The 22,736-nt window shown below is 73.4% G+C and carries 18 protein-coding genes; 10 read left to right on the top strand and 8 right to left on the bottom strand.

Going from position 1 to position 22,736, the window contains the following annotated elements:
- Nucleotides 1–102 precede the first annotated feature (102 nt).
- On the bottom strand, nucleotides 103–1,020 hold the full coding sequence (locus ACFYWG_RS32925; RefSeq protein ID WP_376331366.1) for an HAD family hydrolase: 918 nt from the start codon (nucleotides 1,018–1,020) through the stop codon (nucleotides 103–105).
- 161 nt (nucleotides 1,021–1,181) lie between these two features.
- On the opposite strand from ACFYWG_RS32925, the gene ACFYWG_RS32920 reads away from it, so the two are divergent.
- The 5 genes from ACFYWG_RS32920 (at nucleotide 1,182) to ACFYWG_RS32900 (ending at nucleotide 6,919) form a co-directional block, all read left to right on the top strand.
- The gene (locus ACFYWG_RS32920) at nucleotides 1,182–1,460 is read left to right on the top strand and encodes a glutaredoxin family protein (protein ID WP_389204440.1); all 279 of its coding nucleotides are present in this window, start codon (nucleotides 1,182–1,184) and stop codon (nucleotides 1,458–1,460) included.
- A gap of 311 nt (nucleotides 1,461–1,771) precedes the next feature.
- Entirely contained in the window at nucleotides 1,772–2,536 is a 765-nt protein-coding gene (locus ACFYWG_RS32915) for a redox-sensing transcriptional repressor Rex (protein ID WP_376331369.1), read from the top strand.
- A complete protein-coding gene (locus tag ACFYWG_RS32910; RefSeq protein ID WP_376331370.1) occupies nucleotides 2,533–4,224 on the top strand; it encodes a glutamyl-tRNA reductase in 1,692 nt (563 codons plus the stop codon). The genes ACFYWG_RS32915 and ACFYWG_RS32910 overlap by 4 nt, the downstream gene beginning before the upstream one ends.
- Nucleotides 4,221–5,216 carry a hydroxymethylbilane synthase gene (hemC, locus tag ACFYWG_RS32905; protein ID WP_385419670.1) on the top strand — a complete coding sequence of 332 codons (996 nt, stop codon included), beginning with the start codon at nucleotides 4,221–4,223 and terminating at the stop codon, nucleotides 5,214–5,216. Before ACFYWG_RS32910 ends, hemC begins: the two co-directional genes overlap by 4 nt.
- Nucleotides 5,213–6,919: a uroporphyrinogen-III synthase gene (locus ACFYWG_RS32900; protein WP_376331373.1), complete on the top strand. Its 1,707-nt coding sequence runs from the start codon at nucleotides 5,213–5,215 to the stop codon at nucleotides 6,917–6,919. The genes hemC and ACFYWG_RS32900 overlap by 4 nt, the downstream gene beginning before the upstream one ends.
- A 266-nt stretch (nucleotides 6,920–7,185) precedes the next feature.
- On the opposite strand, the gene ACFYWG_RS32895 is transcribed toward ACFYWG_RS32900, so the two are convergent.
- Nucleotides 7,186–8,562: an FAD-binding oxidoreductase gene (locus ACFYWG_RS32895; protein WP_389204439.1), complete on the bottom strand. Its 1,377-nt coding sequence runs from the start codon at nucleotides 8,560–8,562 to the stop codon at nucleotides 7,186–7,188.
- A gap of 296 nt (nucleotides 8,563–8,858) precedes the next feature.
- On the opposite strand from ACFYWG_RS32895, the gene hemB reads away from it, so the two are divergent.
- A complete protein-coding gene (gene hemB, locus ACFYWG_RS32890; RefSeq protein ID WP_389204438.1) occupies nucleotides 8,859–9,857 on the top strand; it encodes a porphobilinogen synthase in 999 nt (332 codons plus the stop codon).
- Here hemB and ACFYWG_RS32885 read toward each other — a convergent pair.
- Complete coding sequence (locus ACFYWG_RS32885; RefSeq protein WP_389204437.1) at nucleotides 9,851–10,603, bottom strand: DUF4232 domain-containing protein; 753 nt, start codon at nucleotides 10,601–10,603, stop codon at nucleotides 9,851–9,853. The two genes, hemB and ACFYWG_RS32885, sit on opposite strands and share 7 nt — an antisense overlap.
- Nucleotides 10,604–10,830: 227 nt before the next feature.
- On the opposite strand from ACFYWG_RS32885, the gene ACFYWG_RS32880 reads away from it, so the two are divergent.
- The 3 genes from ACFYWG_RS32880 (at nucleotide 10,831) to ACFYWG_RS32870 (ending at nucleotide 14,762) form a co-directional block, all read left to right on the top strand.
- A complete protein-coding gene (locus tag ACFYWG_RS32880) occupies nucleotides 10,831–12,381 on the top strand; it encodes a helix-turn-helix domain-containing protein (protein ID WP_389204436.1) in 1,551 nt (516 codons plus the stop codon).
- Between the two features lie 94 nt (nucleotides 12,382–12,475).
- Nucleotides 12,476–13,378, top strand: coding sequence for an SAM-dependent methyltransferase (locus ACFYWG_RS32875; protein WP_389204435.1), 903 nt, complete (start codon nucleotides 12,476–12,478; stop codon nucleotides 13,376–13,378).
- Nucleotides 13,379–13,526: 148 nt separating this feature from the next.
- Nucleotides 13,527–14,762 carry a PLP-dependent aminotransferase family protein gene (locus ACFYWG_RS32870; protein ID WP_389204434.1) on the top strand — a complete coding sequence of 412 codons (1,236 nt, stop codon included), beginning with the start codon at nucleotides 13,527–13,529 and terminating at the stop codon, nucleotides 14,760–14,762.
- Here the strand turns inward: ACFYWG_RS32870 and ACFYWG_RS32865 are convergent.
- Complete coding sequence (locus ACFYWG_RS32865) at nucleotides 14,728–15,513, bottom strand: DUF4253 domain-containing protein (RefSeq protein WP_383509256.1); 786 nt, start codon at nucleotides 15,511–15,513, stop codon at nucleotides 14,728–14,730. The two genes, ACFYWG_RS32870 and ACFYWG_RS32865, sit on opposite strands and share 35 nt — an antisense overlap.
- Nucleotides 15,514–15,633: 120 nt before the next feature.
- Complete coding sequence (argS, locus tag ACFYWG_RS32860; protein WP_383509253.1) at nucleotides 15,634–17,397, bottom strand: arginine--tRNA ligase; 1,764 nt, start codon at nucleotides 17,395–17,397, stop codon at nucleotides 15,634–15,636.
- A 149-nt stretch (nucleotides 17,398–17,546) separates the two neighbouring features.
- Here argS and lysS point away from each other — a divergent pair, with 149 nt between their 5' ends.
- Entirely contained in the window at nucleotides 17,547–19,295 is a 1,749-nt protein-coding gene (gene lysS / locus ACFYWG_RS32855) for a lysine--tRNA ligase (protein WP_376331387.1), read from the top strand.
- Nucleotides 19,296–19,365: 70 nt separating this feature from the next.
- Here lysS and ACFYWG_RS32850 read toward each other — a convergent pair whose 3' ends face one another.
- The 3 genes from ACFYWG_RS32850 to ACFYWG_RS32840 form a co-directional block, all read right to left on the bottom strand.
- Nucleotides 19,366–20,712 (bottom strand): DUF2637 domain-containing protein, encoded by a 1,347-nt coding sequence (locus ACFYWG_RS32850; RefSeq protein WP_383509566.1) that lies wholly within the window; start codon nucleotides 20,710–20,712, stop codon nucleotides 19,366–19,368.
- 115 nt (nucleotides 20,713–20,827) lie between these two features.
- Nucleotides 20,828–21,691: a DUF3558 family protein gene (locus ACFYWG_RS32845; RefSeq protein WP_383509563.1), complete on the bottom strand. Its 864-nt coding sequence runs from the start codon at nucleotides 21,689–21,691 to the stop codon at nucleotides 20,828–20,830.
- Nucleotides 21,692–21,825: 134 nt separating this feature from the next.
- The gene (locus tag ACFYWG_RS32840) at nucleotides 21,826–22,644 is read right to left on the bottom strand and encodes a DUF3558 domain-containing protein (protein ID WP_383509560.1); all 819 of its coding nucleotides are present in this window, start codon (nucleotides 22,642–22,644) and stop codon (nucleotides 21,826–21,828) included.
- Nucleotides 22,645–22,736 lie beyond the last annotated feature (92 nt).

The following is a 22,736-nucleotide window of genomic DNA, read 5'->3' as shown; positions in this document are numbered from 1 at the left end:
TGCAGCCAAGAGGACTGGACACGCGGTTGTGGGGGTACGCCAGTTGGATTTACGCGGATTGTCACGCCGGACACATCCGTGTCCCGGTTCGATCACCTGGAGTCAGCGGCGGCGGCGGTGCAGGGCGATCGCGGCCGCGGTGCCGCCCGCCACCGCGCCGACGCCCGCGGCGGCCGGGATGCCGACCTTGGCGGCCTTGCGGCCGGTGCGGTAGTCGCGCAGGCGCCAGTCCAGCTCGCGGGCGTGCTTGCGCAGCTTGGAGTCCGGGTTGATGGCGTAGGGGTGGCCGACCAGCGAGAGCATCGGGATGTCGTTGTGCGAGTCGCTGTAGGCGGCGCAGCGGCCGAGGTCCAGGCCCTCCGCGGCGGCCAGGGCGCGGACCGCCTCGGCCTTGGCGGGGCCGTGCAGCGGCTCGCCGACGAGTTTGCCGGTGTAGACGCCGTCGACGGACTCGGCGACCGTGCCGAGGGCGCCGGTCAGCCCGAGCCGGCGGGCGATCACCTGGGCGATCTCGACGGGGGCGGCCGTCACCAGCCACACCTTCTGGCCCGCGTCCAGGTGGGCCTGGGCGAGGGCGCGGGTGCCGGGCCAGATGCGCTCGGCCATGTACTCGTCGTAGATCTCCTCGCCGATCGACTGGAGTTCGGCGACGCGGTGGCCCTTGACGATGGACAGCGCCGACTCGCGCGCCTCCTGCATGTGCTCGGGGTCCTCGACCCCGGCCAGCCGGAACCACGCCTGCTGCCAGGCGAATCGGGCGAGTTCGCGGGTCTCGAAGAACTTCCGCTTGTACAGGCCCCGCCCGAAGTGGAAGAGGGCGGCGCCCTGCATGACGGTGTTGTCCAGGTCGAAGAAGGCGGCGGCCCGGTCGTCGCCGTGCACGGGGAACTGCGGTTCCGCGGTGGTGGCGGCGGCTTCCTGGGTGGACTTGCGCGCTGCCTCCGCCGAGGCCTCGCCTGCCAAAACGCTCCGCGCCGTGGCGGAGCGCCTACGGGGGGTGAGCCATCCGAGAGCGGCCATGGCGTGAGCATAGCCATTCCGTCCGCAGGTTCCGGAGTCGAGAGGTTGGGAGCCTGTGAACTCTGGGCGAGCGCGGCGTTAATCGGTCCAGGAGACGTCGGACCGCCCGGCGTGTCCCCTGGCGTTCCGGCCGGCTTCCCCTCGGGCGCGGGCGCGCGACAATGGCCGGCATGAGCCCACTGTTGCGTCGCACATCCCCCGGGGACCGGCTCGTCACGCTCATCCGCAAGCCCGGCTGTCATCTGTGTGATGACGCACAGGCCGTGGTGGAGAAGGTGTGCGGTGATCTGGGCGTCCCCTGGGAGCAGAAGGACATCACCGAGGACTGTGACCTGCACGACCGGTACTGGGAGCAGATCCCGGTGGTGCTGGTGGACGGCCGGCAGCACACGTTCTGGCGCGTGAACGAGGACCGCCTGCGCAAGGCGCTGACCTTCTGAGGCGCCCGCGAGGGACTGACTGATCAGTACAAAGAGGTCGGTGAGTCGCTTAGGATCGATGGTGGCTTGGTCTCGGGGGCGGGATTCACAGAGGAGAGTGTGCGGTTTTGCCCCCAGAAGCGAAGGAACGGTGGTGGCTGTACGCCGGTTCCCCGGGTGTGCGCCGGGGACGCGTGAGCCCGGTCACGTTGGGCGGGCAAATCGGACACCATCTTTGTGCACGCGTTCACAAAGACATAGCCTTTCTTCGACGGGGCGGTCATGTAGGGACGTATGACCGCCTACAGCCCCGCTCTACCCGCAGGAGCACCGTGGCAACTGGCCGAACTCACCGACCGGCGACCCGCAGCCGAGGGATTCCCGAGGCCACCGTCGCCCGGCTTCCGCTGTACCTCCGCGCTCTGACCGCGCTGTCGGAGCGCTCGGTGCCCACGGTCTCCTCCGAGGAGCTCGCGGCCGCCGCGGGGGTCAACTCCGCGAAGCTGCGCAAGGACTTCTCCTACCTCGGTTCCTACGGGACCCGGGGCGTCGGCTACGACGTCGAGTATCTCGTCTACCAGATCTCCCGCGAACTGGGGCTCACCCAGGACTGGCCGGTCGTGATCGTCGGTATCGGCAACCTCGGCGCCGCCCTCGCCAACTACGGCGGCTTCGCCTCCCGCGGGTTCCGCGTCGCCGCGCTGATCGACGCCGACCCGGCCATGGCGGGCAAGCCCGTCGCCGGCATCCCCGTGCAGCACTCCGACGACCTGGAGAAGATCATCCAGGACAACGGCGTGTCCATCGGCGTCATCGCCACCCCCGCCGGTGCCGCCCAGGCCGTCTGCGACCGGCTCGTCGCCGCCGGCGTCACCTCCATCCTGAACTTCGCGCCGACCGTGCTGTCCGTGCCCGACGGCGTCGACGTGCGCAAGGTCGACCTCTCCATCGAGCTGCAGATCCTCGCCTTCCACGAGCAGCGCAAGGCCGGCGAGGAGGCCGCGAGCACCGACGGCGCCCTGCCGCCGGCCGCCGCCCGCAGCGACTCCGCCGACCAGGGACCCGACGGGGACATGCCCGCCGTGATGCCGGCATGAGCCTCCTCGTCGTCGGACTCAGCCACCGCAGCGCCCCGGTCAGCGTCCTGGAGCGGGCCTCGCTCACCGCGGACGCGCAGGTCAAGCTGTTGCAGGACACGGTCGCCGCCGAACCGGCCACCGAGGCCGCGGTGCTCGCCACCTGCAACCGCATCGAGCTCTACGCCGACGTGGACAAGTTCCACGCCGGTGTCGCCGAGCTGTCCACGCTGCTCGCCCAGCACAGCGGCGTCGGCCTGGAGGAGCTCACTCCTTATCTCTATGTGCACTACGAGGACCGGGCCGTGCACCACCTGTTCTCGGTGGCCTGCGGCCTGGACTCGATGGTCGTCGGCGAGGGGCAGATCCTCGGCCAGATCAAGGACTCCCTGGCCCGGGCACAGGACGTGCACTCCGCCGGCCGCCTGCTGAACGACCTGTTCCAGCAGGCCCTGCGGGTCGGCAAGCGCGCCCACTCCGAGACCGGCATCGACCGCGCCGGCCAGTCCCTGGTCACCTTCGGCCTGGAGCAGCTGGCCGCCGGCGGCGACGTGCAGACCTGGGCCCGGGGCAAGAAGGCCCTGGTCATCGGGGCCGGGTCGATGTCGTCGCTCGCCGCCGCCACCCTCGCGCGGGCCGGGGTCGCCGAGATCGTGGTCGCCAACCGCACCTTCGACCGCGCCGAGCGCCTCGCGCAGATCCTGGCCGAGGGCGACGACACGGACGTGCTGGCCCGCGCGGTACCGATGGAGTCGGTGCCGGCCGAGCTGACACGTGCCGACGTCGCCGTCTCCTGCACCGGTGCCACCGGCCTGGTCCTGACCGCCGAGTCGATCGCCGCCGCGGTGGAGGACCGTACGGGCCGCCCCGCCGCCGAGATCGCGGGCGGCACGCGGTCCCGGCAGACGCCCGCGGCCGTCCCGGCCGGCAGCGACGACAACTGCCCGCTCGACCTGGCCGCCGTGCAGCCCGGCTTCTCCGTCATGGGCGAGGCCGCGGTGGCCGGCATGGACGCCGCCACGCTGGAGCAGCACGCCGCCTGGGTCGCCGGCGGCACCGCCGACCGCCGGGACGCGGCCCGCCGCAGCCCGCAGGCCGACGCCGAGCTGATCGGCGCGCTCGCCGCGACCGCCGCGACCGTCGGCCGGATCCCCGAGCGGCGCCGGCCCGAGCCGGTCGAGCAGCTGCCGCGGCCCGAGCCGGTGGTGTTCCTGCTGGACCTCGCCATGCCGCGCGACATCGACGCCGCCGTGCACCGGCTGGCCGGGGTGCGCCTGGTGGACATCGAGTCGCTCGCGGAGGCCTCCGCGGACGCTCCGATGGCTGCCGACGTGGACCGGGTCAGGCGTATCGTCTCCGACGAGGTCGCGGCCTTCGGGGCGGCGCTGCGGGCCGCGCACATCACGCCGACCGTGGTCGCCCTGCGCACCATGGCCGCGGATGTCGTGGCCAGCGAGATCGCCCGGCTGGACGGGCGGCTGCCCGGCCTCGACGACAAGCACCGGGCGGAGATCACCCAGACCGTGCGGCGCGTGGTGGACAAGCTGCTGCACGCGCCGACCGTCCGGGTCAAGCAGCTCGCGGCCGAACCCGGCGGCGCCGGGTACGCGGACGCGCTGCGCACCCTGTTCGACCTCGACCCGGAGACGGTGGCCGCCGTCTCCGAGGTCGGGGACAGCACCACCCAGGAAGACCGAGGCCCGGCATGAATCACCAGACGCTGAGGCTCGGCACTCGGCGGAGCAGGCTCGCCATGGCCCAGTCCGGGCAGGTGGCCGAGGCTGTGAGCCGGGTGACCGGGCGGCCCGTCGAGCTCGTCGAGATCACCACGTACGGCGACGTCTCCCGCGAGGCGCTCGCGCAGATCGGCGGCACCGGCGTGTTCGTCAACGCGCTGCGCGACGCGCTGCTCGCGGGGGAGGTCGACTTCGCGGTGCACTCGCTGAAGGACCTGCCCACCACGCAGCCCGACGACCTTGTCGTGGCCGCCGTGCCCGAGCGCGAGGACCCGCGGGACGTGATCGTCGCCCGGGACGCGCTGAAGTTCACCGACCTGCCCGCCGGGGCCCGCATCGGCACCGGTTCGCCGCGCCGCATGGCGCAGCTCAACGCGTACGCGCGCAGCCACGGGCTCGACATAGCCACGGTCCCGATCCGCGGCAACGTCGACACCCGCATCGGGTACGTCCGCAGCGGGGAGCTCGACGCCGTCGTGCTGGCCGCCGCCGGACTGAACCGGATCGGCCGCGGTGACGAGGTGACCGACTTCCTGTCGGTCGACACGGTTCTGCCCGCCCCCGGCCAGGGGGCCCTGGCGATCGAGTGCGCCGCGGCCGACGCGGACCTCGTCGCCGCGCTCGCCGAGCTCGACGACCCGTTCACCCGGGTCGCCGTGACGGCCGAGCGGTCACTGCTCGCCGCCCTGGAGGCCGGTTGCAGCGCCCCCGTGGGCGCGTTGGCCGACCTGCCCCCGCTCTCCGCTCCGCTGGAGCGCGGGGACTCCCAGGCCGACCTGCAGATTTTCAAGGAAATGCGCCTGCGCGGCGTCGTCGGCACCACCGACGGCTCGCGCATGGTGCAGATGTCCACCACCGGTCCCGTGCCCGACACGCACGAGGGGGCCATGGCGCTCGGACGCGACCTCGCGTCCGAGATGCTCGCCCAGGGCGCGGCCGGTCTGATGGGGGAGCGAGCACATTGAGCCCCACCACCCTTTCCGCCGGTCCTGAACACGGGCACGTCACCTTCCTGGGTGCCGGACCCGGAGATCCGGGACTGCTGACTCTGCGCGCCGTGGAGGCGCTGGCGCACGCGGACGTCCTCGTCGCCGAGCACGAGGTGCTCGACGTCGTACGTCAGCACGCCAGGCACGGGGTCTCCGAGGTGCACACGGACGCCGATCCTTCGACGGATCCGTCGCCGGGCACAGGAGCGCCCCAGCTGACCGTAGTTGACGGCACGTCAACCGCGGTCGCCGCCCCCGCGGTGCGGGATGCCGCACATCTTGTCATGGAGGCTGCGCGAGGCGGCAGGCGGGTCGTGCGTGCGGTGTCCGGCGACCCCGGCCTGGACACGTACGCCGCCGAGGAGATGCTGGCGTGCGCCGCCGCCGGTGTGCCGTTCGAGGTGGTGCCCGGCATCGCGAGCGCCGTCGGTGTGCCCGCCTACGCCGGTGTGCCGCTGCGGGACGCGCAGGGCGCCGACGTGCGGTTCGTCGACGCGCGCACGGCCTCGGACCGGTGCTGGACGGAGGTCGGGGCGTCGGACGGCACGGTCGTCGTCTCCACGACGCTGGACTCCGTCGCCGCGGCGGCCGGGGAGCTGGTCTCCGCCGGGCGCAAGCCGGACACGCCGATGACGGTCACCGTCGCGGGCACGACCACGCGGCAGCGCACCTGGACGGCCACGCTCGGCACGATCGCCCAGACGCTGAAGCAGCTCAAGGTGCTGCCCTCGCCCGAGGGTGGCCGGCCGGTGATAGCCGTGGTCGGGGAGCGTTCCTCCGCCGCCCAGCGCGACCAGCTCGCGTGGTTCGAGTCCAAGCCGCTGTTCGGCTGGAAGGTGCTCGTGCCGCGCACCAAGGAGCAGGCGGCGTCGCTCTCCGACCAGCTGCGGTCGTACGGGGCCGTGCCGCACGAGGTGCCGACGATCGCCGTCGAGCCGCCGCGCACGCCCCAGCAGATGGAGCGCGCGGTCAAGGGCCTGGTGACCGGCCGCTACGAGTGGATCGCCTTCACCTCGGTGAACGCGGTCAAGGCCGTGCGGGAGAAGTTCGAGGAGTACGGGCTCGACGCGCGTGCCTTCGCGGGCATCAAGGTCGCGGCGGTGGGTGAGCAGACCGCCAAGGCGCTGATCGCCTTCGGCGTGAAGCCGGACCTGGTGCCGAGCGGGGAGCAGTCGGCCGCCGGGCTGCTGGAGGACTGGCCGCCCTACGACCCGGTCTTCGACCCGATCGACCGGGTGTTCCTGCCGCGGGCCGACATCGCCACGGAGACGCTGGTCGCCGGGCTGATCGAGCTGGGCTGGGAGGTCGACGACGTCACGGCCTACCGGACCGTGCGGGCCTCGCCGCCGCCGGCGGAGACGCGCGAGGCGATCAAGGGCGGTGGTTTCGACGCCGTGCTGTTCACGTCGTCGTCGACCGTGCGGAACCTGGTCGGCATCGCCGGCAAGCCGCACAACGTCACCGTGATCGCCTGTATCGGCCCGGCCACGGCGAAGACCGCCGAGGAGCACGGGCTGCGGGTGGACGTGATGGCTCCCGAGCCGTCCGTGCACAAGCTGGCCGAGGCGCTGGCCGACTTCGGCGCGAAGCGCCGCGCGGCGGCTCTGGAGGCCGGGGATCCGGTCACCCGGCCGAGCGAGCGGCGGCCGGGGGCGCGGCGGAGGCGGTCCACCACCTGAGGCGGACCGTCGGGATCCGGCGCCGGAGCGGGGGACCGGACGCCGGGGGCCGGGCAGGCCGGTCCGACGCCTGAGCGGCGGGGACCGGCACTGGACCGGCGAACCGGCGGGCCGACAAACGACGGTCCGGGCGCCGGGTGGGCATGCGGGGGGCGGGGCGGGCGCTTGGGGCCCGCCCGGTGCTCGGGTGCCGTAGCGGGCGACTCGGGGGCTGCAGCGGTGGCTCGGAGGCGGGACCAGCCGGTGCGGCCGGGCTCACGCGGGTGTCACCGCGTGGCCGTAGCGGAGCAGGTTCGACGGGTCGTAGGTGGCCTTGTCGTGGCGCAGGCGGGCGTAGACCTCCGGGGTCCAGGCGCGGGCGATGTCGTCCGCGCCGCCGGGCGTGCCGTGATGTTGACCATCGTGCGGCCGGTGCCGTACGGGGCCATGGCGGTGTGCAGGCGGCGCGTGGCCTGTTCGACGGCCTCGGCCACGGGCGGGGCGGGCATGATGCCGACCGCCTCCAGGAAGTACCGCGCGTCCCGGGCGCACACCGCGTCCTCGACGACGGCCGGGCGGGACAGCGCGCCGCCCATGTGCCGCAGCGAGGCCACCAGCAGCGGGTACGCGGCGCCGGCCGCGGGACCGGCCTGCTCCAGGAACGTGTCGACGGCCTCGGGGGTGAGGTCGCGCAGCAGCATGCACGACTCGCGGGCCGGCAGCGGGTCCTGCGGCTCCATGTGGATGCGGTCCAGGTCCGTGCACGCCGTCTCCCCGACCATGTCCACCGCAACGGGAGCGATCTGCCGCAGCGGTCCGACGAGCGCCTCGCCCTCGGTCGCGTCGCCCGGCCAGGCGATCGCCACCCGGGCCCAGAAGCCGCCGCGCAGCTCCGGCGGGAGCTGGGGGATGGGCGGCAGGCGCATCACCGAGAACATGCTGCACATCTCGTCCGGGACGCTGCGGGTCCAGTCCGCCCAGGCGGGCAGCAGGGCGGCGGTGTGTTCGGCGTGCCAGTACAGGCCGCCGCCGTACACGCGGGACAGCGGCAGCAGCGCGGTCACCAGTGAGGTGACGACGCCGACGTTCCCCTTGCCGCCGCGCAGGGCCCAGAACAGCTCCGGCTCGTGCCGGGCGTCCGCCTCGCGCAGCCGGCCGTCCGGGGTGACGACCTCGAAGGAGCGGACCAGGTCGGCGGCGTAGCCGTAGGCGCGGCCGAGGACAGGCAGGCCGCCGCCGAGGGTGTAGCCGACCACGCCCGCGTCCGTGGACGTGCCGCACAGGCCGGCCAGGCCGTACGGGGCGCCGGCCGCCATCACGTGGCTCCACTTCGCCCCGGCGTCGATCCGGGCGGTGCGGGTGGCGGGGTCCACCCGTACGTCCGTCATCCGGGACGTGGTGATCAACAGGCCCCGCTCGATGGGGAAGTTGGCGCCGTGCCCGGTGGCCTGGACGGCCACCGGGGTGCCGGTGGCGGACGCCCAGCGCATGGCCGCGACGACGTCGTGCGCTCCGGTGGCGCCGACGACGACCTCCGGGGTGTGCAGCGCGGACAGGTTGAAGCCGGTGACCTCCTCGGCGTAGGCCGGGTCCCCGGGGCGCAGCACCGGGCCGTCGACGTCCGAGAGCGCGAAGAGGTCGGGGGTGGGGTGGGTGGCGGTCATCGCGTCCTCCGTGGGGGCGGGTACGGAGGGACGGCGGCGGCGAGGGGGGAGCGGGCCGTCGGGGTCCTCAGACTCGGGCAGGCCGGACCGCGGGCGTGCCCGTCCTTCCAGCATGGACCCACGGCCGGGGCCCCGCATCGCGGGGCCGTGGGGGCGTGCGGCCGGGCGGGCGGACCGCACTCGAACGGTGCCTGCGCCGGGCCGGATCGCGGCCGAGACCGCGCCGGCACCGCGCCGGGATGGCGCCGACATCGCGTCGGCATCGGGGCGTTTCGGGCGGGCGTAGCGTAGAGGGCATGACGACGTACGGATCATTCCCCGGTACGCGGCCGCGGCGTTTGCGGATCAACCCCGTGATGCGTCGGATGGTCGCCGAGACCCGGCTGCACCCCGCCGATCTCATCCTCCCGGCCTTCGTGCGCGAGGGCGTCACGGAGCCCGTGCCGATCCAGGCCATGCCGGGCGTCGTGCAGCACACCCGGGACAGCCTGAAGAAGGCCGCCGCGGAGGCCGCCGCGGCGGGGATCTCCGGGATCATGCTGTTCGGCGTGCCGGAGGAGTCGAAGAAGGACGCGCTCGGCACGGCCGGCACCGACCCGGACGGGATCCTCCAGGTCGCCCTGCGGGACGTGCGCGCCGAGGTCGGCGACGACCTGCTCGTCATGTCCGACCTCTGCCTCGACGAGACCACCGACCACGGGCACTGCGGCGTCCTCGACGAGCAGGGGCGGGTCGACAACGACGCGACCCTGGAGCGGTACGCCGAGATGGCGCAGGTGCAGGCCGACGCGGGCGCCCATGTCGTCGGGCCCAGCGGGATGATGGACGGCCAGATCGGCGTCGTCCGCGACGCCCTCGACCAGATCGGGCGCGAGGACGTCGCGATCCTCGCCTACACCGCGAAGTACGCCTCCGCGTTCTACGGGCCCTTCCGCGAGGCCGTCGGCTCGTCGCTGCGCGGTGACCGCAAGACCTACCAGCAGGACCCGGCCAATCTGCGGGAGTCGCTGCGCGAACTCGCCCTCGACCTGGAGGAGGGCGCCGACATGGTGATGGTCAAGCCGGCCGGCCCCTACCTGGACGTCCTCGCCCGGGTGGCCGACGCCGTGGACGTGCCGGTCGCCGCGTACCAGATCTCCGGCGAGTACTCGATGATCGAGGCCGCCGCCGAGAAGGGCTGGATCGACCGCGACCGGGCGATCCTGGAGACCCTCACCGGGATCCGGCGGGCCGGGGCGCGCACGATCCTCACCTACTGGGCCACCGAGGTGGCCCAGAAGCTGAAGGATCAGTAGGACAGGGCGTCGTCCATGTCGCGCAGCCAGTAGGTGACGGCCAGGGTGCTGTCGTAGTACACGCCCCGGGCCGGCAGGGCCGGGATCGCCGTGGGGCCGCCGTCGCTGTTCGGCGTGCGGCCCTGGAAGCCGACCGTCAGCCTGCGGCCGGTCGTGCCGGCCTCGCCGCTGCCGTCGGCCGCCGACAGGGAGACGCCGGCGTAGCCCTTCTCGCCGGGGGCCAGGGTCGTGACGGCCTGCGGCTTGGAGTCCGCGACCGGGCGCGGGGCCCACTGCATCGCGTCGAAGCGCAGCACCGGGTGGTAGGTGAGGTCGCAGGGCTTGGAGCCGGTGTTCTCGACCGTGATCAGCAGGTGGTTCAGGGGGCGCGGGACCGGCCGGGCGGTGACGGTGGTGTTGCCGCCGTGGCAGAAGACGCGGGCGGGTGCGCCCTCGCCGTTGGTCTCGCTGCCGGTCTTCCCGGTGGCCTTATCGTCGGACGTCCCGGTGGTCTTCCCGGTGGCCGGGCCGCTCCCGCCGCCGTTGCTCCCGCCGGAGGTTCCGCCGGAGTCCGCCGTGCCCGAGGCCCCGGTCGTGCCCCTGCCGGTGGACTCGGTGGCGGGGGTGTCCGCGGCCGGGGTGGTCGACGCCGTGGCCGCCGGGCCGGGGCGGGCCGCGCCCTCGTCCTGTGTGCCCGTGCCGTTGTCGCACGCCGTGAGGGCGAGGGCGGCCAGGAGGGCGGCGGGCAGAGCGTGGTACGTGCGCATGTCTGGGGTTCCTTTCGGACAAAGGCGGTGCGGAAGAGGGCCCGAGCGGTCCGCTCGACCGGCGGGCCGGGAGCGGCGTGCTTGGATGACCGGAGCTTGTGCCGTGCTCCGTCCCGCCCGCCACACCCGGCGGACGATCCGGGACGCTGGAACGCGCGCAGGGAACCTGACCAGGGGAAACGACCGTCCCCTGGAACGGGGGCACGGAACACGGGGTGGGAGGAACGGTGTCGCAGGACACGGGAGCGGCCGCCTTCGCGGCGCTGCTGGGGGAGTTGAAGGACCGCTCGGGGCTGAGCTACGGGGTGCTCGCGAAGCGTCTGCACATGAGTACGTCGACGCTGCACCGCTACTGCAACGGCGACGCCGTGCCCGCGGACTACGCGCCCGTGGAGCGGCTCGCGCGGTTGTGCAAGGCGTCACCGGAGGAACTCGTCGCACTGCACCGGCGGTGGGTGCTCGCGGACGCCGGCCGGGGGCGGAAGCCGGCGGCCGGGTCCGCACGGACCGGGACACCGGGGCCGGCCGCGGCCGCTGAGCCTGCCGGGCCCGCCGCACCTCCCGGATCGCCCGGGTCCGCCGACTCCGCCGGGCCTGCCGGGCCCGCCGCGCTTCCCGGGCCGGCCGGCTCCGCCGCGCCCGCCGGAACCGCCCGTCCCGCCGCGCCCACGGCTCCGGACGAGGGCCTCGGGACCCCGGCGGCAGGCGGCGGTGACGGGGTGCCGGCCGAAGGCGCAGGCGTCCAGGCCGGTGCCGAGCCGGTGCGTGACGTCGGCGAACAGTCCGCCGGCGTCACCGGGTCCGTCGCGCCGGTGCCGGAGAACGGGTCCGGAAAGCCCGTGCGGCGGCGGCCTCGCCGGGCCGTGCTGGTCGGGGCCGCCGCCGCCGTCGCCCTGAGCGGCGTCGGGCTGGCCGTGGCCATGCCCGGCGGCGGGGCCGACCCGGACGGCCACCGCAGCCCCGCGGCAGCCTCCCGGGACCCCGGCGCCCGCACGGACGTCGGCGGCGCCGCGTCGGCGTCACCGTCCGCCGGGCCCTCACCGGACGGCAGGAAGCGCGAGAAGACCGACCGGGCCAAGGAGTCCGCCTCCGCCGGGCCCGCCGCGTCCTCCCCGGCCCCCCGTGCGGACAAGCCCGGCCGGGCCGCACCCGGCTCCGGTCCGGCCCCGCTCACCGTCAGCACCCAGCCGCACGCCTGGCTGGACCCGTGCTCCCAGCGGTACTTGGTGAACCTGCCGCCCGAGCGGGTCGTACCGCCGCCGCTGGAACAGGACGCGCCCGGCTGGGTGGCCGCGATGGGCGCCGTGCCGTCGGGGGAGCAGCTCCTGAAGGTCACCGTGCAGGGGACCGGGAAGGAGACCGTGGTCGTCGAGGCCCTGACGGTCCGCACGGCCGGGAAGCGGACGCCGCTCGCCTGGAACGACTACGCGATGGGCTATCCGGGGGTGGGCTGCGGCGGTGGTGTGCCGAAGCGGTTCTTCACGGTCGCCCTGGACGCGGCCCGGCCGTCGCTCGTGCCCGAGGCGGGGCACGCCGACTTCCCGTTCACGGTGAGCCAGTCGGACCCGGAGGCGTACTACGTCAAGGCCGACGCCTCCGCCTACGACGTCCGCTGGTACCTGGAGCTGACCTGGTCCAGCGGCAGCCGCAGCGGCACGCTCAGGGTGGACGACCAGGGCCGCCCGTTCCGCACGAGCGGCCACAACGGGCGCCCCGCCTACGAGTTCCCGCTGGGTGGCGAGAAATGGGTGAAGGCCGGCACGACCGAACCGTCGTGACGCCGTGCGGGGCACGAGCGGCCCGGACGATCCGTTAGGTTGCTGACCACCGCGACGGTCGCCGTCGGACCGCCCAGTCGTCAGGGAGTGATCCATGTCCGGTGAGGTGCTCAGCCAGGATCCTGCCGCACTGCGCAGGAGGATCGACAGCAGCAAGGCGCATCCGGCGCGGGTCTACGACGTGTTCCTCGGCGGAAAGGACCACTACCCGGCCGACCGGGAAGCGGCCGCCGCCGCGCTCGCGGCGAATCCGCGCGGCTACCTCGACGTGCGGCACAACCGCGACTTCCTGCGCCGCGCGGTGACCGCGCTCGTGGGGCAGGACGGCATCCGGCAGTTCCTCGACATCGGGACCGGGCTGCCGACCGCGCAGAACGTGCACCAGATCGCGCAGCGCATCGCGCCCGAGTCGCGGGTCGTGTACGTCGACAACGACCCGGTGGTCCTGGCACACGCGCGGGCGTTGCTCACCAGTGGGCCCGAGGGCCGCACGGACTACGTCGACGCCGACCTGCGCGACCCGGGCCGGATCCTCGAACAGGCCGCCCGCACAATGGACTTCGGCCGGCCCGTCGCCCTGTGCCTGGTCGCGGTCCTGCACTTCGTGGCCGACGACGAGGCGTACCCGCTGGTGCGTGAGCTGCTGGACGCGCTGCCCCCGGGCAGCCGGCTGGTGCTCAGCCATCTGACCGAGGACCTCAACCCGGAGAACATCCGGGCGGTGCAACGGACGTACACCGAGCGGGGCTTCACGTTCGTGCTGCGCACCCGGGCGGAGGTCGAGCGGTTCTTCACGGACAGCGGGCTGGCGATCGCCGAGCCGGGCGTCGTCCCCGCGCACCGCTGGCGGCCCGACGGCGCCGCCCCCGTCCCGGAGCAGCCCGGGGAGTCCTTCCTCGCCGGGCTCGACGAGATCGAGAAGGTCCGCTACCGCGACATCGCCGACGCCACGGACGCGGACATCAACGTGTACGCGGGGTTCGGCGCGAAGGGCTGAACCGGCGGCGGACCGGCCGCGCCGGGCCACCGGCGGGCACGAGCCCTCCCCGCCCGGCCGTCCGTATCGCGGAAAACTTCTTGTAGGCGCCACGCAGTTCCCTAGGCTGCGGGGCAGCAGGCGTCGCCGCAGCCGAAGGAGCCGTGCCATGACCATCGCCGAGCCGGGGCCGACCACCCGATCCGCCGTGCCGCCGCTCGCCGCGCGCGCCCGCGCCGTCGGCGGATCACCGGTGCGGGAGATCCTCGCCGTCACCGCCCGCCCCGAGGTGATCAACTTCGCCGGGGGGCTGCCCGCGCCGGAGCTGTTCGACGCCGACGGGATCGCCGCCGCCTTCCGCGCGGTACTGGCCCGCACGCCCGCCCGGGCCCTGCAGTACTCCACCACCGAGGGCGAACCGGCGCTGCGCGAGGCGCTCGCCGTCCGTACGGCCGCCCGGGGCCTGCCGACCGGACCGGACGACCTGCTCGTCACCACCGGCTCCCAGCAGGCCCTGTCCCTCCTGGCCACCGCACTGCTCGAACCCGGCGACACGGTCCTGGTCGAGAACCCCTGCTACCTCGCGGCGCTGCAGGCCTTCGGCTTCGCCGGAGCGCGCGTCCTGGCCGTGCCCGGCGACGACCACGGCCTCGACCCCGAGGCCCTGGACGAACTCGTCGCACGGGAACGGCCGAAGCTGCTCTACACCGTGCCCACCTTCCAGAACCCCACCGGCCGCACCCTGCCCGCCGAGCGGCGGGCCGCCGTCGCCGCCGTCGCCGCCCGGCGCGGACTGTGGATCGTCGAGGACGACCCCTACGGCGAACTGCGCTACGAGGGCGCCCGCGTGCCGTGGATCGCCACCCACCCCGGAGCCGAGGACCGGACCGTGCTGCTCGGCAGCTTCTCCAAGGTCATGGCGCCCGGACTGCGGCTCGGCTGGCTGCGCGCGCCCGGGCGGCTGCGGCGGGCGTGCGCCGTCGCTAAGCAGGCCGCCGACCTGCACACCCCGACCGTCAACCAGCTCGCCGCGGCCCGCTACCTCGCCGACCGGGACCTGGACGCCCACGTCGCCCGCGTCGCCGGGGTGTACCGCGAGCGCCGGGACGCCATGCTCGCCGGGCTGCCCGCCGCGCTGCCAGAGGGCTCGGTGTGGAACCGGCCCGAGGGCGGCATGTTCCTGTGGGCGCGCCTGCCGGAGCCCCACGACACCACGGCCCTGCTCCCGCAGGTGCTCCGGCACGACGTCGCGTACGTCCCCGGCGCCCCCTTCTACGCCGGCCCGCCCGAGCGGACGACGCTGCGGCTGTGCTTCGTGACGCAGACGCCGGAGGAGATCGAGGAGGGGCTGCGCAGGCTCGCGGAGGGGTTCAGTCCCACCAGAACTGCCACACCGGCCGGTTGAGGACCTGGTTCGCGGCGTAGGAGCGCAGCGTCCGGTCGGGGCCCTGCTCCAGATGGTCCGGGCAGAACGCGACGTGCTCGGCGGCCAGGGCCTCCGCGTCGGCCGGGGTCGCGGGCGGGGCGGCGACGGACACCAGCAGGTGGTCGAAGCCGAGGGCGGTGACGCGGACGCCGAAGCGGTCCTCCCAGGAGCGCAGCACCGCGCTGAGCCGGGCCGTGTCACCCTCGTGGTTCGCCGGGCCCGTCCAGCCGATCACCGCCGGGATGTCGGCGCTGCGACGGGCCGGGACCAGGGCCAGGCGGGGCTCCTTGAGCAGGACGCCGTCCCGGAGCAGGGCGTCGGCGGCCCGGGCCGCCACCGCGTCGGGGTCCTCCTGCCGCACCAGTGGCCGGGCCGGGCCGGGCCAGGGCCCGCCCTCGGCGGCGCGCTCCTGCCAGTACTCCGCCAGCACCTCCTCGGCGTCGTGGTCCCCCGGGTAGGACACCGCGCCCGGCCTCAACTGCCAGTCCTGCGGGCCCCCGTGGCCGCCGCCCACCTCCAGGACGACCGGGAGCAGCCCCACCCGCCGCGCCGGCTCCAGCGCCTGTCGGTCACCGGGCCGGGCCCGCTCGTGCGCGCACCACAGCAGCGGCTCGTGCCAGGGGCCCTCGTCGGTCGCGTCGACCAGGGAACCGGACGGGAGGTGAAGCCCGAGCGCACGGCCGCCCGGATCGGCCGCCAGCTTCGGCAGGGGGTTGGGAAGAGTCGCCATGGAGTGAGCGTAGGCGCCGGCACCGACAGCAAGTCCTGCCCGCCCGGGCGGCGTCGGGAGAACGCCGAGGGCGGCACTCGCGGGGGAGTGCCGCCCTCGGCCCGACAGGTGCGGGTGGGATCAGAGCCGCTCGGGCGTGCGGATGCCCAGCAGGGCCATGCCGCGGTGCAGCGTGCGGGCCGTGACGTCGCACAGGAACAGGCGGTTCTCGATCTGCTCGCCCGTCTCGGCCTTGAGGACCGGGCACTTGTCGTAGAACGTCGTGTAGAGCGACGCCAGCTGGTACAGGTACGCCGCCAGCTTGTGCGGGGCGTACTCGCGGGCCGCCTCGGCCACCGTCTCCGCGAAGGAGTCCAGGTGCAGGCCCAGCGCCCGCTCCGCCTCGTGCAGCTCCAGCTCCGGGTGCGCGGCCGGGCGGGAGGCGCCGGCCTTGCGCAGGATGGACTGGATCCGGGCGTAGGCGTACTGGAGGTAGACGGAGGTGTCGCCGTTGAGCGAGACCATCTGGTCCAGGTCGAACTTGTAGTCCCGGTTGGCGGAGGTCGACAGGTCCGCGTACTTCACCGCGCCGATGCCCACCTGGGCGCCGCGCTCGGCGATCTCCTCCTCCGACAGGTCCTGGGCCTTCTCCCGGACGACCGCCGAGGCGCGGTCGATCGCCTCGTCGAGCAGGTCGACCAGGCGGACCGTCTCGCCCTCACGGGTCTTGAAGGGCTTGCCGTCCTTGCCGAGGACCGTGCCGAAGGCCAGCTGCACCGCCTTGACGTCCTCGTTCAGCCAGCCGGCGCGGCGGGCCGTCTCGAAGACCATCTTGAAGTGCAGCGACTGCCGGGCGTCCACCACGTACAGGAGCGTGTCCGCCTTGAGGCCGAAGACGCGGTCGCGGATCGCGGACAGGTCGGTCGCCGCGTAGCCGTAGCCGCCGTCCGACTTCTGCACGATCAGCGGGACGGGCTTGCCGTCCGGGCCCTTGATGTCGTCGAAGAAGACGCACAGCGCGCCCTCGGAGCGCACGGCGACCCCCGACTCCTCCAGCAGGCGGCAGGTCTCGGCGAGCATGTCGTTGTACCCGGACTCGCCGACGATGTCCGCGTCGCGGATCTCCATGTCGAGCTTCTCGAAGACGGAGAAGAAGTAGATCTTCGACTCGTCGACGAACTTCTGCCACATGGCCAGCGTCTGCGGGTCTCCCGCCTGGAGGTCGACCACCCGGCGCCGGGCGCGGGTCTTGAACTCCTCGTCCGCGTCGAACAGCTTGCGGGCGGCCTTGTAGAGGCGGTCGAGGTTCGACATCGCCTCCTCGCCGGACACCTCGGCGTCCCGGTGGTCCAGCTCGTGCGGGTGCTCGTCCAGGTACTGGATGAGCATGCCGAACTGGGTGCCCCAGTCGCCGATGTGGTGGCGGCGGACCACCTGCTCACCGGTGAACTCCAGCAGCTGCACCACGGAGTCGCCGATCACCGCGGAACGCAGGTGACCGACGTGCATCTCCTTCGCCACGTTCGGCTGGGCGTAGTCGATGACCGTGGTGCCGGGGTGCTCGGCGAGCGGCACGCCGAGGCGGCCGGTGTCGTCGGCGTAGCGGGCGGCGAGGTTCTGCGTGATCGCCCGGTCGGTGAGCGTGATGTTCAAGAAGCCCGGTCCGGAGACCTCGACCTCCGCCAGCAGCTCGCCGGACTCGACCCGGGAGACGACCTGCGTGGCCAGCTCGCGCGGGTTGGCCTTCTCCTTCTTGGCCAGGGCCAGGATCCCGTTGGCCTGGAAGTCGGCCCGGTCGCTTCGTCGCAGCAGCGGGTCCGCGGAACCGGCCTGCGGCAGGGCCGCCGACAGGGCCGCCGCGAGGCGCTGGTGGACGGAGTCGCTGAGGGACGTGACCGAGGCCATGGGCGAGGGTGCCGTTCTCCTAGGGGAAATCGATGGACACGGCCAGTATCCCATGGGGGTAAAGCCGTTTTTCCGGGCGCGAGACGGTCTGGGACAATGGGGCGGTCAGCCGTGCGACCGTACCGGCTGCCCGATGCAGAAAGAAGGACGTGCCGATCGTGGCTCAGAGCACCGAGACCACCGACTGGGTCTCCCGTTTCGCGGATGAGGTCATCGAGGAGTCGGAGCGCCGGGCCCCGGGCAAACCCGTCGTCGTCGCGTCCGGCCTCTCCCCGTCGGGCCCCATCCACCTCGGCAACCTGCGCGAGGTCATGACCCCGCACCTGGTGGCCGACGAGATCCGCCGCCGGGGCCACCAGGTGCGCCACCTGATCTCCTGGGACGACTACGACCGCTACCGCAAGGTGCCCAAGGGCATCGCCGGGGTCGACGAGGTGGCCTGGGCCGAGCACATCGGCAAGCCGCTGACGTCGGTGCCCGCGCCCAAGGGCTCCGCGCACCCGAACTGGGCCGAGCACTTCAAGGCCGCGATGATCGAGTCGCTGGCCGAGCTGGGCGTGGAGTTCGACGGCATCAGCCAGACCGAGCAGTACACCTCCGGTGTCTACCGCGAGCAGATCCTGCACGCCATGAAGCACCGGGGCGACATCGACGCCATCCTCGACCAGTACCGGACGAAGAAGGCCCCGGCCAAGAAGCAGCAGGGGCAGAAGCCGGTCGACGAGGCCGAGCTGGAGGCCGCCGAGGGCTCCGGCGCCGCCGCCGAGGACGACGGCAGCGCCGGCTCCGCCGGCTACTTCCCGTACAAGCCGTACTGCGGCAACTGCGAGAAGGACCTCACCACCGTCACGTCCTACGAGGACGACTCCACCGAGCTGACCTACGCCTGCACCGCGTGCGGCTTCTCGGAGACGGTCCGGCTCAGCGAGTTCAACCGCGGCAAGCTGGTCTGGAAGGTCGACTGGCCCATGCGGTGGGCCTACGAGGGCGTCGTCTTCGAGCCCTCCGGCGTCGACCACTCCTCGCCCGGCTCGTCGTTCCAGGTGGGCGGGCAGATCGTCGGGATCTTCGGCGGCAAGCAGCCGATCGGCCCGATGTACGCCTTCGTCGGCATCTCCGGCATGGCCAAGATGTCGTCCTCCAAGGGCGGTGTGCCCACCCCGGCCGACGCCCTGCAGATCATGGAGCCGCAGCTGCTGCGCTGGCTCTACGCCCGCCGCCGGCCCAACCAGTCTTTCAAGGTCGCCTTCGACCAGGAGATCCAGCGGCTGTACGACGAGTGGGACCGGCTGGACGCCAAGGTCGCCGACGGCAGCGCCCTGCCGGCCGACGTGGCCGCGCATTCCCGCGCGGTGCGCACCGCGGCCGGTGAGCTGCCGCGCACGCCCCGGCCGCTGCCGTACCGGACGCTGGCGTCCGTCGCGGACATCACCGCCGGGCACGAGGACCAGGCGCTGCGCATCCTCAGCGAGCTGGACCCCGAGCAGCCGCTGACCTCGCTGGACGAGGCCCGCCCGCGCTACGACAAGGCCGAGGCGTGGATCAACACGCACGTCCCGGCCGACCAGCGCACCATCGTGCGCGACGAGCCCGACGCGGAGCTGCTGAAGTCCCTCGACGAGGCGTCCCGGCAGTCGCTGCGGCTGCTGCTCGACGGACTGGCCGACCACTGGTCGCTCGACGGGCTGACGCACCTCGTGTACGGCGTGCCCAAGGTCCGGGCCGGGTTCTCCGCGGACGCCACGGCGAAGGAGCTGCCGCCGGAGATCAAGACGGCCCAGCGGTCCTTCTTCGCGCTGCTGTACCACCTGCTGGTCGGCCGCGACACCGGCCCGCGGCTGCCCACGCTGCTGCTGGCGGTGGGGCAGGACCGGGTGCGCCACCTGCTCGGCGCATAACCGGCACGGACGGAAGAGGGGCCCCCGGCGCATGCGCCGGGGGCCCCTCTTCCGTGCCTGCGGAACGCCGCTAGGCGATGTGGTCCTCCTCCAGTTCCGTGTTGTAACGGTGCTGGAAACGGTCCGACAGGGCCTTGAGCGTGCTGGTGGTCAGCGTGACGCCGTAGGTCGTCTGGATGTTCTCGCCGAGCACCGCCGGGGTGGGGAAGCTGCCGTCGATGGACTGGCGGAACACCTTGTAGTACGCGTCCTCGTCGGGCTCGGCGGCGGGCCGGGGCGCGGTGCCGCCGCCCTCGCCCAGCTCACGGGTGCGGTTCGGGCCGACCGGGATGGGGAAGGAACCCGTCTCCTCCGGGCCCGGCTCCCGCTCGTACCCGTCCTGCTCGTACGGCTCCCGCTCGTACTGCTCCTGGTACTGCTCGGCCTCCCGCTGCTCCGCGTACCACTGGGCGTACTGCTCGGCCGGGTCGTAGGCCGGGTCGTAGCCGCCCTGGTACTCGATCTCGCGCGGGGCCTGGAACCAGGGGCTCTGGTCGGGCTCGGGCCCGGCGTCCGGGTACTCCTGCGGCGGGCCGTCCACCGGCCCGGGGCGCTGCCCGCCCGGCGCCGCCGCACCCCGCCCCGCGGCGGCCGGCGCCTGCGGGAGGGAGGCGGCGCCCTGCGGCACCGGAGCCGGGCCGACCGCGCGGCGGGCCGCCACCGGGTCCGGGGCGTCCAGGGCCTGCTGCGGCGGGGGCGGGGGTATCAGCGCGGGCTCGATCCCGGCCGCCGCGAGACCCGCCGGAGCCGTCTCGGCCAGCGGCACCCCGTACTTCGCCAGCCGCAGCGGCATCAGCGACTCCACGGGGGCCTTGCGCCGCCACGAGCGGCCGAACCGCGAGCGCAACCGCGCCTGGTAGACCAGCCGTTCCTGCTCCAGCTTGATGACCTGCTCGTAGGAGCGCAGCTCCCACAGCTTCATACGGCGCCACAGCAGGAACGTGGGGACGGGCGACAGCAGCCAGCGCGTCAGCCGCACGCCCTCCATGTGCTTGTCGGCCGTGATGTCGGCGATCCGGCCGATCGCGTGCCGGGCCGCCTCGACCGAGACGACGAACAGGATCGGGATCACCCCGTGCATGCCCACACCGAGCGGATCCGGCCAGGCCGCGGCGCCGTTGAAGGCAATCGTGGCCGCCGTCAGCAGCCAGGCCGTCTGGCGCAGCAGGGGGAACGGGATCCTGATCCACGTCAGGAGCAGGTCCAGGGCCAGCAGGACGCAGATCCCCGCGTCGATGCCGATCGGGAAGACGTAGGAGAAGTTCCCGAAGCCCTTCTTCAGGGCCAATTCGCGGACGGCCGCGTACGAACCGGCGAAGCCGATGCCGGCGATGATCACGGCGCCGGTCACGACCACGCCGATGAGAACGCGGTGCATCCGAGTCAGCTGCAGTGGCGCGGCCACCCGTACCCCTCCCCTTGCGTGTTGTTGCGCGCAACAGGGTGGCACACATGTACGGGGAACGGGTGGCCGGATCCGGTGGGGACTGCGGTCAGCTCTTCGCCACGGGCTTCTTGGACGCCGGCTTGGCCGCTTCCTTCGACGGGGACGTGCCGCCCGACGGGGAAGCCGACTTCGACGGAGCCTTGGACGGGGAGCCGCTCGCCTTGCCGCCGCCGGAGCCGTTCGCCTTCGACACCGCCGCCACCGCCTCCGCGGCGGCCTTCTTCGCGTCCTTCAGCAGGTCGTTGCCGCTCGGGGTCTTGTCACCCGCGAGACCGGCCCCGTTGTAGTCCACGGTGACGACGACGTTCTCCACGCGCGCCACGACCGTCTGCTGCTTGAAGGTGCCTTCCTTCTTCTTCAGGTCGTAGTGCACCGCCGTCGCCTGGTCGCCCGTCCCGGTCACCGGCTCCGACTTGGCGGCCTTCGCGCCCTCCACCGCCTGCGCGTCCTGCACCTGCTTCGCGTAGTACTCCTGCGCCAGCTTGTCGGCCGAGCCGCGGGCGGCGTCCGACTCGAAGCGCAGCATCGACACGTTCAGCCAGCGGAACTGCGAGCCCTTGACGCCGTTGTTGTCGAGGCTGTCCCAGGAGCAGGAGGCACGCGTCGAAATATCGTCCGAGTTGCCCTCCTTGCCCGACTTCGCCTTCGGGACTAGGTCCTCCAGCGTCTTCTCGGGCAGGACCTTGCACGCCTCCGGAAGCCTGCCGTACGCCGCCGCCTGCACGGTCGGCGACGGGCTCGCCGACGCCGACGCCGAGGCCCCCGCCCCGGCCGTCTTGTCCGTGCTGTCGCCGGAGCCGGAGTCCGAGGAGCAGCCGGCGGCGACCAGCATCACGGGGACGGCGGCCGCGCCGACAAGGACGCGGTTCAGACGCTTCGCTCGCTGGATTCGCTCTACTCGTCGCTGCATGGTTCCTTCACTCATGACGCTCGTGATTCCCTGCGGTCGGAACGGGTCCGGGTGGTCACGGTACGCGGTGAGGCGAGCGTGTGTTCTTCCTTCGCGCACGCGCGGACCCCGCGTGAAGACACCGTTGAACGGCCTCAGTCGCCCAGCGAATCGGCCAGTTGCAGGGCCAGTTTCTGCGCCCTGTCCTGCATTTCCTCACTGTCCGGCACGACACCGACCGCCGCCGGCTGCTCCGCGTACTCGACGGTCACGATGACGTTGGACGTGCGGAACGCCACAGTCACCGTCCGCTGCTCGGCCGTCGAACCGGAGCTGCTCAGCTCGTCGTCGAGGAACGCCTCGTCACCCAGATCCTCCAGCACGCGCGGACGCAGCTCGGCCGGCCCCGCCGACCCGGTCGCCGACGGCGACGCGGAGCCGGACGGCGACGCGGAGCCGCTCGGGCTGCCGGACGCGTCGCCGGACGGGGAGCCGCTCGCGGACGCCGACTCGGTCGTGACCGGCTCGGGCAGGTGCGCCGCCGCCTCCTTCTCCCCGAACAACTGCTCCGCCTGGCTGTCGTCGCTGACGGCGGTGTCGTAGGACACGACCCGCTCGAAGTCGATCAGCAGGTGGTTCGTGGCGTCCGGGGCGTCCACCTTCCAGCGGCAGCCGACCCGGCGGTCCGTGTCGAACGTGCTCGTCGCGGCGCCGTCGTAGGCCCGCTCGCGCTGCTCCTCGTCGCCGATCTGCCGGATCCCGGGCAGGAGTTCGTCCAGCGTGCTCCGGCCGGGAGCGTCGCAGGGCTCGGGGAGGCTGCGGTACCGGCCGGGCTCGGCGGCGGCCGACGCGGTGCCGGCGGAGCCCGGGTTGGAGTCGTCCGTGGTGCCTCCGTCGCCGGAACCACCGGTGCAGCCGGCCAGCAGCGCCGCGAGGAGCGCGGCGACAGCGGGCGCCCAGGCCTTCCGTTGCACGTGGTGGCTCCTCTCGAGACGGATATTGCCTTGCCGCCGTGGGGCGGGCGATGAACACAATGTGTATCGCACGCGCTGCCGTGGACGCCGGT

Source organism: Streptomyces sp. NPDC003456, assembly GCF_042878735.1.
Lineage (GTDB): Bacteria > Actinomycetota > Actinomycetes > Streptomycetales > Streptomycetaceae > Streptomyces.
The sequence above is the reverse complement of the archived record's forward strand: the minus strand, read 5'-3'. Positions and strand labels throughout refer to the sequence as shown.